Genomic DNA, 12,620 nt, shown 5'->3' with positions numbered 1-12,620 from the left:
ATTGCGACAGTCGGACGGCCGTGTCCAAACTCCGCGTCAAATGAAGAGAGGATCGCACGATGGACATGACGCCGGCCGCGCCGGACGCGGTAGTGGAACATGAGCATGTAGAGATCGCGCTCGCCGACGGTTGCAGGCTTGCGGCGCGCATCTGGATGCCGGCCGACGCCGAAACAAAGCCCGTGCCGGCAATTCTCGAATATCTGCCCTATCGCAAGAACGACGGCACACTGCCGCGGGATGCGGTGCGCGCGCCCTTCATCGCCGCGCGACGCTATGCCTATGTCCGGGTCGATCTGCGCGGCACAGGCGAGTCCGAAGGAGTGATGAAGGACGAATATCTGCCGCAGGAGCTCGAAGACGGCTGCGAGGTGATCGCCTGGCTTGCCCGACAGCCCTGGTGTGACGGCAATGTCGGAATGGTCGGGATTTCCTGGGGCGGCTTCAACGGCCTCCAGATCGCCGCCATGCAGCCGGCCGCCCTCAAGGCGATCGTCACCCTGTGCTCGACAGACGACCGCTACGCCGATGACGTGCACTATATGGGCGGGACCATGGTGATCGACCAGATCAGCTGGGCATCGCACATGTTCGCCATCAACACGCTGCCGCCCGATCCGCGCCATGTCGGCGAGCGATGGCGCGACATGTGGCTCGACAGGCTCAAAGGTTCGGGCTTGTGGCTGAAGACGTGGCTGGAACACCAGACCCGGGACGATTACTGGAAGCACGGCTCGGTCTGCGAGGACATCTCGCGCATCAAGGTGCCGGTCTATGCCGTGAGCGGCTGGGCCGACGGCTACTGTCGGGCGGTCTTCCGACTGATGGAGACACTCGAAGGACCCAAGAAGGGCCTGGTGGGACCGTGGGCGCACAAATACCCCCATATCGGCGCTCCCGGCCCGGCCATCGACTGGCTGACGGAAGAGCTGCGCTGGTGGGACCACTGGTTGAAAGGCAAGGAAACGGGGATCATGGACGAGCCGCAATTGCGGCTCTATCTCCAGGATCACGCCGAGCCGAGAAGCAGCTATTCGCGACGCGAAGGCCGCTGGATCGAAGAACCATCCTGGCCTTCGCCGAATGTCGCGTGGGTCGCCTTCGCGCTCGGCGCGGACGGTCGGCTCGCGCGGGATGTGCCAGCGAACGAGGAGGCGGCCCTTTCGGTGCGCTCACCGCTCGGTGTGGGGCTCGCCGGAGGCAAGTGGTGCTCCTATGCGAGGCCGGGCGACCAGCCCGTCGACCAGCGCCGTGACGACGCCGGCAGCCTGGTCTTCGAGACCGCGCCGCTCGGCACGCCGCTACACGTGGTGGGCGACCCGGTGGTGGAACTCCGCTTCAGTGTCGATCGGCCGGTCGCGCAGGTTGCCGCGCGCCTCGTCGACGTCGCGCCGGATGGGGCCGCGACACGGGTGAGCTACGGACTTCTCAACCTGACGCATCGCGACAGCCACGAAACTCCCGAGGCGCTTGAGCCGGGCAAGACCTACACCGCACGGGTGCAACTCAAGCATGTCGCGCAGATTTTTCGGGCGGGACACCGGCTCCGCCTATCCATCTCAACCAGCTATTTCCCGGTTGCCTGGCCGGCGCCCGATGACGCTACCCTCACCGTGCATACAGGTGCGAGCCGACTTCACCTGCCCTTGCGGGAGGACGCGCTCCATGCGCCCGAGCCACGCGATCTCGGTCACGCCCGGGGAGCGTTGGCAATGCCCCTCGAAATCGACGAGCCGTCAACAGCGGACTGGCAGGTTATCGAGAATCTCGCCGACGGAAGCGTAAGGGTCGAGATCACGGCCGACGAAGGAAAGAGCACGATCGTCGGAGCCGATCTCAAGACCTGGGGGCGGACGGTCGAGACCTATGGGTATCAGGGCAATGATTATGTCTCGCCCTGGACGTCCATCACCTCCGACTACGGAATGGCGCGCGAAGGCTGGGAGGTCACAAGCCGCACGGAGACCTGTTTCTCCGCCACGAAAGACCATTTCGTCGTGGCGGCGCATATGCGCGTCTGGCTGGGCGAAGAGCAGGTTCATGAGGCGCAATGGGACTTCCGGACGCCTCGCCATCTGATTTAGCTGGGCATAGCCTCCTTCGCATCATGACGCATAACAAGCTTAAATAGACGCGACATGCGAAATTGATTCGATCAGGAAGCGATACTCTAATCCCCCTGCAAAGAGCCGCGAAGACGGCCCGAATATACGTGCCATGGGACAGCGCACAGGAGAGGCGACAATGACCAAGATGAAGAACTTCTTCCATCCCGCCATCGATCGTCGGGGCTTTCTCAAAGGCGCCGCCGTCGCCGGGCTCGTCGGCGCCACTATGCCGCTGTCTTCAAGAATATGGGCGCAGTCGGGCAAGGTATTGCGCGTCAGTTCCTATGCCGACATCGACGCGCTCGATCCGGGTTTCTACCAGAACGGCTACAACGTCGATGTGATGAACTGCATCTACTCCAAGCTCGTTCGCTACGTGCCCGGGCGCGAATGGGACTGGGAGCTCGAAGCGGCCGAAGAGATTGAGCAGGTCGACCCCACTCATATCCACTTCAAGCTCAAGCCCGGAATCATGTTCACCGGCGGCCATGGCGAGATGACGGCCGAGGACGTGAAGTTCTCCTTCGAACGTGTCATTAGCCACGACAGCCCCGTCAAATCCGACTGGGGGCCGCTCGATCATGTCGAAGTGACCGACAAGTATTCCGGCGTCATCGTGCTCAAGGAGTCCTTCCAGCCGCTCTGGACGATCACCCTGCCCTACGGGACAGGCCATATCGTTTCGAAGAAGGCCGTCATGGAAGCAACCGAGGACGGCGGCAATTTCGGCATGGAGCCGCCATGCTTCTCGGGCCCTTATGTCCTCGACGAATGGGTTCCGAACCAGCACGTCAAGCTCGTGCGCAACCCGGACTGGAAGGGTGAAGCGCCCGGCTTCGACGAAATCCGCATCCTTCCGATGGACGATACGAAGGTTGCCGAGCGCGCCTATGAAGCAGGGGATCTCGACTTCACCGAAATCACCCTGTCCTCGCTCGCCGGCTACCGCGGCAACGCGCCGGCCGATACCACGATCGAGGAATATCCCTCGCTCTACTATGTCTGGCTCGGCATGAACCTCGACAACCAGGCTCTGGGCGACATCAATCTGCGTAAGGCGATCCAGCATGCCATCAACGTGCCGCAGATCCTCGGCGCGGCCTATTTCGGCGAGGCGGCGCCCTCCACGGGATTGATCGCGCCCGGTCTCATCGGCCATCGCGAGGCCCCGCTGACGCCGATCGAGGGCGATCTCGACAAGGCCCGGGAATTGCTTGAAGCAGCCGGCGGTCCTCCTGCCGAACCGCTGAGGCTCGACGCGCTCAACGCCACGGTGTGGAAAACGATGGCGGAGGTGATCCAGGCCCAACTCGGCCAGATCGGCATCCCGGTAATGGTGAACCTGCAGGACTCGGGCTCGTTCTGGACGCTCGGCATGGAAAGCGAAGGCGATCGCTGGAAGGACGCTCAACTCATCCTCAACCGGTTCTCGATGCTTCCCGATCCCTACTATGCGACAAGCTGGTTCACGACGGAACAGGTCGGCATCTGGAACTGGGAGCGCTTCTCCAACGCGGAGTTCGACGAGTTGCATCAGCAGGCGGTCCAGGAGACGGACCGCGACAAGCGCGCCGGGATGTACGTCAGGATGCAGGACATCATGGAGGAAACGGGCGCTTACAAGTTCCTTACTCATGAAGGCAGTCCGGTGATGTTCCGCGCGGACATGGAACCCGCGCTACGTCCTGACGCGCGACCGCTTTTCATCGGCTTCAAGGGCTGAGCGAAGCCTCATCGAAGCGACGGAAAAGGGAGATCGCGAGTCTTGATCCTTTACGCCATCCAGAGATCCCTTCTCTCGGTGCTGATCATCATGGTGGCGGTCTCCCTCCTCAACATCATGCTCCATGTCGTGCCGGGCGACCCGGCCGTCATGGTGCTCGGTCCGCGCGCCACGCCCGAACTCATTGCCGAGACGCGCGTCGCCATGGGCCTCGACCGATCATTGCCGGTTCAACTAGCGACCTTCTTCGGCAATGTCCTTCAGGGCGATCTCGGCCGTGACATCTTCACCAACCGGTCGGTCGGCCAGATCGTCTTCAGGCAGTTGCCCTACACGCTGGTGCTCATATCGGCGTCGATCCTGTGGGCCGCGGCGCTCGGCATCCTTCTCGGCGTCCACTCCGCCATCCGGCGGAATTCCTGGCTCGACAGGATCACCGGGGTTCTCTCGGTTGGCACGATCTCGATACCTGCCTTCGTCATGGCGCTCTATGCGGTTCTCATCTTCGCCGTGTGGCTGCAATGGCTGCCGGCGATCGGTGCGGGACAGGGGTTCTGGGGACGAGTAGAGCATCTCATTCTGCCCTCCTTCGCGATCGGCATTTCCTGGGTCGGCTACGTGGCGCGGATCGTGCGCGCCTCGATGCTTGAGGTCATGGGCGAGCCGCATGTGCGCATGGCGCGGGCCTTCGGGCTGAAGGAAAGCGCGATCGTTCGAAGCCATATCCTGCGCATCGCGGTGCAGCCCGCCATCACGCTGATCGGCGCCGGCGTGGCGCATCTCTTCTCCGCGGCCGTCTTCGTGGAAGTCATTTTCGCGCGTCCGGGTATCGGCGCGCTCATCGTCAGCGCCGTCAACGAACGCAACTATCCGATCGTGCTCGGCACCGTGCTCGTGACGACCGGCATCATCGTGCTCGCCACGCTCGTCTCCGACCTGATTGTGGCCTGGCTCGATCCGCGCCTGAGGGAATCGCTATGAGCGACGCCGCCGTGATGCGCGAACCCTCGGCTCTGGGGCGGACGGCGCGACAGCTCGCACGCAACCAGATGGGGCTGATCGGGGCGATCCTCGTCGCGCTGGTGGTGGGGGCGGCGATCTTCGCGCCCTGGATCGTTCCTTATGACCCGACGCAGATCATGGTCGGCCCGCGCATGGCGCCGCCGTCGATGGATCACTGGCTTGGAACCGACAATATCGGTCGCGACATCTTCAGCCGCGTCATCGCCGGCGGACGCATCGCCATGCTTGTCGCGGCCGCCACGCTCGGCGCGGCGCTCACCGCCGGGGTGGCGCTCGGGCTTGCCGCCGGGTTCGGGCCGAAATGGCTCGACAACATTCTCCTTCTTTTCTTCGATGCGATTCGTTCGTTCCCGACCATTGTCTTCGGCCTCGCCGTGGTCGCGCTGATCGGACCGAGCCTCTTCACCGTCATTCTTGTCGTGTCCATCACGTCCGTGCCGGTCTATGCGCGGATCGTGCGCACGCAGACGCAGGCCCTGCGATCGGCCGAGTTCATCCTTGCCGAACGCGCCATGGGAGCGGGCACGCTGCGCATCCTGATCATGCACATCCTGCCCAACGTTCTCGGGCCGCTTCTCATCTTGGCGAGCATGGACGTTCCCATGGTGATCGCCGTGGAAGCGGGCCTGAGCTTTCTCGGCATGGGCGTGCGCCCGCCCGCTCCCTCCTGGGGGGTCATCATCAATGACGGCTACAATTTCATCCGTAACTCGCCCTGGCCGGTGATCGGAGGATCGATCCCCATTATCCTTGTGACTCTCGGCTTCACTTTCCTGGGCGAGACGCTGCGGGACATCTTTGACCCCAAGCTGCAGAAGGATCTTTGATGCAGGCGCCGCCGAAGGCAGCATCAGGCAATAGGACGCTCGTTGCGGTCGACGACCTCTCGGTCGACTTTGCGACGCCGCGCGGCGCGATCCATGCCCTGCGCAACGTTTCCCTCGACATCGCGCGGGGTCGAATCATCGGCATTGTCGGCGAAAGCGGCTGCGGCAAGTCCACGCTCGCCTATGGCCTGATCGGCCTTCTGGCCGGCAATGCGAAGGTCACCGGCGGGACGATCCGGATGGACGGCCAGGACCTTGTGAAGCTGTCCGAGGCGCGGTGGCGCGACCTGCGCGGCAAGCGCATCTCGATGATCTCTCAGAACCCGATGACGTCCTTGAACCCTGTGACCACGATCGGGCGTCAGATGACCGACATCCAGTATCGCGACGCGATCTCCATGGCGCAAAAGCGCCAACGGTCCGTCGAGATGCTCGATCTCGTCCAGATGCCGGACGCCCGCAGCAAGCTCGACGTCTATCCGCATCAGCTATCGGGCGGCATGCGCCAGCGTGTGTGCATCGCGATGGCCTATCTGACGCGTCCGGACCTCCTGATCGCGGACGAACCGACGACTGCTCTCGACGCCACGCTCGAGGTGCAGATCGTCCACCTCCTTCGCGACCTGCAGAAGAAGTTCGGCTGTTCCGTCGTGTTCGTCTCCCATCATCTGGGCGCCGTCGCCGAACTGTGCGACGACATCGCGGTGCTGTATGCCGGCGAAGTGGTCGAGCGTGGCGCGGTGCGCGACATATTTCATCACCCAGCGCACCCCTACACTCAGGCTCTTTTCGAGTGCGATCCCGCCCGTATCAAGGAAGCGACCCGAACGCTGCCGACCATACCCGGCACGCTGCCCGATCTCAGGCGAGCGCCCAAAGGCTGCATTTTCGAGACACGCTGCCCGCATGCCATGGAGCGTTGCCGGGTCGAACATCCGGCTGCCTATTCCGGGCGACCGGGCCAGTCGGCATGCTGCCACCTCATGGACGCAGGTTGATGGCGCTTCTCGAAATCGACGATCTACGGGTCAGCTATCGCCGCATGGGGGGCATACGCGCGGCAATCAAGAACGAGCAGCCGACCTTCGATGCCGTGGCGGGCGTCACTTTCACGCTCGAAGCCGGCGAGACGCTCGGCCTCGTCGGCGAGAGCGGGTCCGGCAAGTCGACCATCGCAAGGACGCTGATTGGGCTCAAGAAGCCGGCCTCGGGATCGATCCGGTTCGAGGGTCGCGAGATCGCTGGCGCCTCGGCAAGGGAATATGGCCGGTTGCGCCGAGAGATCGCGATGATGTGGCAGGATCCCTCGGGATCGCTGTCGCCGCGCATGACGGTCGGGGCGCTGATTTCGGAGCCTTTCCGGATCCACGGCGTGCCGACGGGCAAGGGCGAAGCTGAGCGACTGCTCGAAACGGTCGGTCTGCCCGCCGACTTCGCCAGCCGCTATCCCCATCAGCTTTCCGGCGGTCAGGCGCGTCGCGTCGGCGTGGCGCGGGCATTGGCGCTCGACCCCAAGCTTGTCATCGCTGATGAACCGACCGCCGGTCTCGATATGTCGGTGCAGGCGGAAGTGCTCAATCTCATCGCCGAGATGCAGGCACACACCGGCGTCGCGATCCTGGTCATCACGCACAATCTTAATGTCGTGCGTCACATCACCGATCGCATGGCGATCATGTATTTGGGACGGTTCGTGGAACAGGGACCGACCGCTACGATCTTCTCCGACCCTCGCCATCCCTATACCGAGGCGCTCCTTTCGGCCAATCCAGAGCCCGATCCGGACGCTGTCGCCGCACGCGTGGAGCTTTCCGGGGAGGTGCCGAACCCGGTCGACCGCCCGAAGGGCTGCGAGTTTCATCCCCGCTGCCATCATGCAAGACGGGATTGCATGGACGTTTTTCCAGAGGAGAATGGCTCGGCTGTGCACCACTATCGCTGCCGCTATCCGCTCGGCGCGCCGCTACTCACGCTGCCGACAGGATTCTCAAGCCCGTAAGGGCCCATAATTCCTGGATCGGCCGTCATGCCCGGGCTGTCCCGCATGCCAACCGGTCGAAGATGTCGGGACTGCCCATCTGTCCGCCTTTGAGAATCATCGGCAGGCCGTCCAGCCGATTGGCGGCATGCGCCCGCACCAGTGGGACGCCGTGGTCGAAGTCGGCGATGACGGAGATGCTGACGACGTCGAGACGCTCGACCGCGATGCTCGACGTGTCGCCGCCGGCGATAGCGAGGCAGCAAATCCGCGCGCCTGAAATCGCCTCTTCCACGAAACCTGCAGTGGCTTCGGCCAGGCTCCGTCCCGATGGGCCTGGGCCGTCGCTCTCGATGAGATATGCCAGGACATTCGAGCCCTGCGCGAGGCTGGTCCGGCAGCGCTCGACGAGGCCCGTTCGCTCCGGCCCGGTCGACAGGGCGGCGGGCGCCACCGGTATCTTGACGTAGGATGAAGCTCGCCTCACCTGCTCTGCCGTGACCGCCGACCGGCTGCCGGCAAAAACGAACACCGGACCGGAAGGCGGGGGCGCTGTTATCGGACGCGGGCGGGGCCTCGGCCTCTCTTCGCGCGGGCACATGGCTTCCGCGACGCTGCTGCCCCCTATGCACAGGACAGTCTGGCGCGTGGCGAGCCTTCGGAGCGCCGCGCCGATGACCGCAAGATCGTCCTCGCAGGAGATATCGAACAGCGTCCGTCTTTCGCCCGAAGCCTGCCGCTCTTCGATCAGTTCCGCGAGATCGGCGGCGCCCCTTCGATATTCCGGGTAGGCGACCAGCCCGATCCGCTCCCATCCCTGGCGTCGAAGATGCAAACGCAGATCGGCCTCGCTCATCGGCGTGATCGGGTGGACGCTCATCACCGGATGCCGGTCGATTCGATGCATCGCCTGGTCGGCCGCCGTGGCGAAGAGATGACCGAAGAGACAATAGCGGCCAAGGGAGGGCTGGCCTCCGACTATCGCGATCCAGCGTGCGCCGGTTGCGTCGGCGAATGCATCGGCCGCGGCGGCGATGTTGCCGATCTCCGGCGAACTGTCGAAGGTCGAGCAGACCTTCAGATGGTTGACGCACGCGTTCATGGGAGCGATATCGGCGGCGATCTCCCGCAAGCGGCGCGCGCCGGCCTCCCGCGGCATTGAGCGGAGCGAGGTCGCCACGCCGATCGCATCCAGATCGGCCATTTCGGGATTGTCGGCAACGTTCGGCGGCCGCAGGTAGAGCCGCGCGTCGAGGCCGCGCCGCACCAGAGTCGCCAACGTGTCGGAAGCGCCGGTGAAATCGTCGGCGCAGAACACGATCTCCGGCCTTGTTTTCACGCAAGCGCTCCGTAGAAGGCAAGCGACTGGGCGAGCGCCGGATGCGTCCTGGCATGCGCCTCAAGCGTGTTTCCTTCCGTGATGGCGTCCCAGGCCTGACGCAGACTCGCCACGCCGGCCGCTGGCCCCATGGGATGGGCGAGGATTCCGCCGCCGGCGAGGAACATGAAATCGGCGGAGCCGGCCGCCTGACAGGTTACCGGAAGCGTGCCCGCCCACTGGCCGGAGGAGAAGACCGGCAGAACCTGGTCGTTGGCCTCACCGTCATGGGCCAGCGGCTTTGCGCACAGCCGCGCGGCCTCGGCGACATCCTCATCGGCATCGGCGAATTTGCCGCCGATGCCGTGCACATGCATGTGATCGACGCCTGCCAGGCGATAGAGCGTCTGATAGGCGGCAGCGGATATCCCCAGCGCCGGATGGCGATGCAGGGCGCCATAGCCGTTGCGATGTCCGTGCAGGATGAGCGGTGTCGAGGCGCGCAGCGTCTGCAATCCCGCCAGCCCGACCCAGTTCATGCTGGCCATCACGCAGGAGCCGCCTTCCCTCTCCACAAGATCGGCGTGCCGGCGCATGGCGTCGATTTCGTCGGTGATATTGAAGGCGACCAACACGTCGCGCCCGGTCCGCTGTCGATAATCGCGGACACGACTCATCACGGCCGGAACGCGCTCCGAAATCGGCGCATATGCTGGATCCGCAGCCACCTCGTCGTCCTTGACGAAGTCGACGCCCGCCTCGCAGAGATCGCCGACGAGGGTCGCGATCTCCCCGCTCCTGAGACCGACATTCGGCTTTATGATCGTGCCGAAGAACGGCCGATCTAAAACCCCCGCCCGCTGGCGCGTGCCTTCGATCCCGGCCACGGGATGGGCGAAGCGGTCCCTGTAGGCGGCGGGGAGCCCGAGATCGAGGAGCCGCAGACCGGTCACCTCCCCGAGATCGTATAGATTGCCACAGACGGTCGCGGCGAGCGTCGGCAGATTGGCGCCGATATTGTCGACAGGAAAGGCGACCCGTATTTTTGCACGGCGATAAGGCCCGCCGACCGCTTTCGCCTCAAGCCAGGCGCTGGTGAGGCTTGGCGCAGGCGTAGGCTTGATCTCCCTGACGGAGAGCAGCCGGGCGGCGGCCCGCTGCCTCAACTCGTCGGTCTCGCCGGACACGCGCACGAAGGTGCCGCTGCTCTGTTCGCCGGCGATGATGCCGGCGACCTTCTCGGGATCGAGCGGCGTCTCGACCAGATATTCGGCCTCGATCATGACCACCGCCCGTCAACCCTCCGACAGCGACGGAAACGGTCTGATCGGATCGGCCCCGTCCCAGTCCATGGAGGCTTCGCGGATAGTCCGGAACAGCCGTCCCTTCGGTCCCACGACCTCCGACAGTTCGATCACGGTCCCGGGATGCAGTTCCTTGTCGAAATAGACGAAGCGCCCCTGTTCACCCACCTTGCCGCCCATCTTCACGCGGAAGCCCCTGGCTTCCAGGGAGGTGAGATCGGTTTCGAAGCTCTCGGTCCAGTAGGCGACGTGTTGCAGGCCCAGCCGGCCGGCGCGCTGGAAATCCCGATACATCGACGGCGCGTCGTTTCGGGTCTGGATGAGTTCGACCTGAACGAAGCCGGAATTGGCGAGCGCGACTGAATTGTGCACCTCATGGGGCTCGCCGTCGTAATGATAGTCCTCTATCGGCACCTTGGGATTGTAGTACCAGGGGCCGACACCCATGGTTTCGGTCCAGTACTTCATGGCGACTTCGATGTCGTCCACGACATAGCCAAGCTGTCGGATCTCGCCCAGGAATCTACTCATATCGCCTCAGTTGATGAAAAGATCGGGAAGCCAGGTCGACAGCAACGGGAACAGCGTCACCAGCGCCAGGGAAAGGAACAGCGGGATGTAGAAGGGCGCGGTGCCGCGGACGACCTCGTGGAACGGCATCTTCGCGACGATCGACATGACGTAGAGGCTCATGCCGACCGGCGGGGTAAGCAGGCCGATCATGAGATTGAGCACGAAGACAACGCCAAGCTGTATCGGATCGACGCCCGCGGCGATCATGGCCGGGGCGACGATCGGCGCGATGATCAGGATGGCCGCGATCGATTCCAGAAACATCCCGACGATCAGGAGCAGAACATTGAGGATGATCAGGAGGACCAGCGGATTATCGGAAATGCCGAGCAGCCATTCGCCGGCGGCGGCCGGCACGCCGTCGATGGTCAGCACCCAGGCGAAAAGCGCGGCGGAGGCGACGATGAACAGGATGTTCGCGGTCGATTCCACGGTTTCCACGGCCGCGGCCACAAACCGCTTCCAGGTCAGTTCCCTATAGATGAATATGCCGATAAGGATGGCGTAGGCGACGGTCACACCCCCGACTTCGGTCGGACCGAAATAGCCGCTCATCAGGCCGCCGACCAGGATGATCGGCGCGATCAACGCGGGAGTCGACACTACCACGCTGCGGGCCAGGGTCCGGAATGTCGGCTTCACATCATCGCGCGGCAGCTTCTGGACGCGCGCCTGTATCGCGACCTGGATCATCTGCACCGCGGTAATGATAAGCGCCGGCACGGCGCCCGCGAGCAGCAGCTTGACGGCCGAGATTTCCGCGGCGGCGGCGAAAATGATCAGCGGAATGCTGGGAGGAAAGATCGGCCCGATGGTGGCCGACGCGACCGTGATGCCCGCCGCATAGCGCTTCGTGTAGCCCTGGTCGACCATCATATCCATCTGGATCTTGCCGAGCGCGCCGATATCGGCGAGCGCGGCGCCGGATATGCCCGAAAAGACCAGGCTGACCAGAATGTTGACCTGGGCCAGTCCGCCGCGGATGCGGCCGACCAGCAGGCGCATCAGTTCCATCAGGTGGTTGGTGATGCCGGTGGTGCTGAGCAGCGTCGCCGCGAAAATGAACAGCGGCACGGCCAGCAGCGGCGTGGAATCGAGCGCGTTCACCGCCCTCTGCGCGAGGACCGCGACAGGCAGGTCGTAGACGACGATCACGACCGCGGAGGACAAGCCGAGGCCGACGGCCACCGGCGCACCCATCGCGAGAAGGAGCACGAACAGGACGATGAGCAGCAAGGTCATGGCAAGTGCGCCGGTTCGGGATCAGGAAGGCGGCCACGGGCCAGCGCGACGACTCGCGCAAGCGCCACGGCGAAGAGAAGCGCGGTGCCGACGACCATCGGCAGATAGAAGATGAAATTGGGCATGCCCATCGCCGGCGTTGAGAATTTCGCGGCGCGCATCAGGAATTGCTGGGCGCCGAACAGCGTCAACGCCGCGAATGTCAGCGTCGCGAGTTCCGTGAGAAGCCGCAGAACCAGGCGCGAACGACCTTTGAGCATCGACGAAAAGACGTCCACGGCGATGTGTCGCTCCCGCAGCAGCAGGTAAGGCGTCGTCAGATAAACCAGAGCGATGCCGGTGAAGCGCGCAAGCTCGTTTGCCCAGGGCAGGCCCAGATCGACGAAATTGCGCGCCGCCACCTGCAACACGATCAGCGCGGACATCACGAAAAGCATGCCGACGGCGACGACGACGCACAGCCGGGACGCGCGGTCGAGCAGGCCTCCCACCTCCAGCGTAAGTAGCTGCATCCCAATCACTCC

General features: G+C 64.0%; 11 protein-coding genes. 6 read left to right on the top strand and 5 right to left on the bottom strand.

From position 1 onward, the window contains the following. Positions 1–59: 59 nt before the first annotated feature. From AAFN89_RS13015 to AAFN89_RS12990, 6 genes are all read left to right on the top strand, one after another. On the top strand, positions 60–2,084 hold the full coding sequence (locus AAFN89_RS13015; RefSeq protein ID WP_347539494.1) for a CocE/NonD family hydrolase: 2,025 nt from the start codon (positions 60–62) through the stop codon (positions 2,082–2,084). Between the two features lie 160 nt (positions 2,085–2,244). Beyond that, positions 2,245–3,831, top strand: coding sequence for an ABC transporter substrate-binding protein (locus AAFN89_RS13010; RefSeq protein ID WP_347539493.1), 1,587 nt, complete (start codon positions 2,245–2,247; stop codon positions 3,829–3,831). Positions 3,832–3,873: 42 nt separating this feature from the next. After that, on the top strand, positions 3,874–4,812 hold the full coding sequence (locus tag AAFN89_RS13005) for an ABC transporter permease (protein WP_347539492.1): 939 nt from the start codon (positions 3,874–3,876) through the stop codon (positions 4,810–4,812). Next, complete coding sequence (locus AAFN89_RS13000; protein ID WP_347539491.1) at positions 4,809–5,681, top strand: ABC transporter permease; 873 nt, start codon at positions 4,809–4,811, stop codon at positions 5,679–5,681. The genes AAFN89_RS13005 and AAFN89_RS13000 overlap by 4 nt, the downstream gene beginning before the upstream one ends. Further along, positions 5,681–6,679, top strand: a complete 999-nt coding sequence (locus AAFN89_RS12995) for an ABC transporter ATP-binding protein (protein ID WP_347539490.1) — start codon at positions 5,681–5,683, stop codon at positions 6,677–6,679. The genes AAFN89_RS13000 and AAFN89_RS12995 overlap by 1 nt, the downstream gene beginning before the upstream one ends. Then, positions 6,679–7,680, top strand: coding sequence for an ABC transporter ATP-binding protein (locus AAFN89_RS12990; RefSeq protein WP_347539489.1), 1,002 nt, complete (start codon positions 6,679–6,681; stop codon positions 7,678–7,680). The genes AAFN89_RS12995 and AAFN89_RS12990 overlap by 1 nt, the downstream gene beginning before the upstream one ends. 25 nt (positions 7,681–7,705) lie before the next feature. Here the strand turns inward: AAFN89_RS12990 and AAFN89_RS12985 are convergent, their stop codons facing one another. The 5 genes from AAFN89_RS12985 to AAFN89_RS12965 are packed head-to-tail and all read right to left on the bottom strand — an operon-like array spanning position 7,706 to position 12,608. Next, positions 7,706–8,998: a four-carbon acid sugar kinase family protein gene (locus tag AAFN89_RS12985; RefSeq protein WP_347539488.1), complete on the bottom strand. Its 1,293-nt coding sequence runs from the start codon at positions 8,996–8,998 to the stop codon at positions 7,706–7,708. Continuing rightward, complete coding sequence (locus AAFN89_RS12980) at positions 8,995–10,260, bottom strand: ribulose-bisphosphate carboxylase large subunit family protein (protein ID WP_347539487.1); 1,266 nt, start codon at positions 10,258–10,260, stop codon at positions 8,995–8,997. Before AAFN89_RS12980 ends, AAFN89_RS12985 begins: the two co-directional genes overlap by 4 nt. A 12-nt stretch (positions 10,261–10,272) precedes the next feature. Continuing rightward, complete coding sequence (locus AAFN89_RS12975; RefSeq protein ID WP_347539486.1) at positions 10,273–10,812, bottom strand: VOC family protein; 540 nt, start codon at positions 10,810–10,812, stop codon at positions 10,273–10,275. Positions 10,813–10,818: 6 nt separating this feature from the next. Next, the gene (locus AAFN89_RS12970; protein ID WP_347539485.1) at positions 10,819–12,096 is read right to left on the bottom strand and encodes a TRAP transporter large permease; all 1,278 of its coding nucleotides are present in this window, start codon (positions 12,094–12,096) and stop codon (positions 10,819–10,821) included. Continuing rightward, on the bottom strand, positions 12,093–12,608 hold the full coding sequence (locus tag AAFN89_RS12965) for a TRAP transporter small permease subunit (RefSeq protein WP_347539484.1): 516 nt from the start codon (positions 12,606–12,608) through the stop codon (positions 12,093–12,095). The genes AAFN89_RS12970 and AAFN89_RS12965 overlap by 4 nt, the downstream gene beginning before the upstream one ends. Between the last annotated feature and the right edge of the window lie 12 nt (positions 12,609–12,620).

Origin of the sequence: Inquilinus sp. CAU 1745, from assembly GCF_039839375.1 — a bacterium.
Classification (GTDB): domain Bacteria; phylum Pseudomonadota; class Alphaproteobacteria; order DSM-16000; family Inquilinaceae; genus JBDOQU01.
Note: the sequence above shows the minus strand (reverse complement) of the source record. Positions and strands in the feature narration are given on the sequence as shown.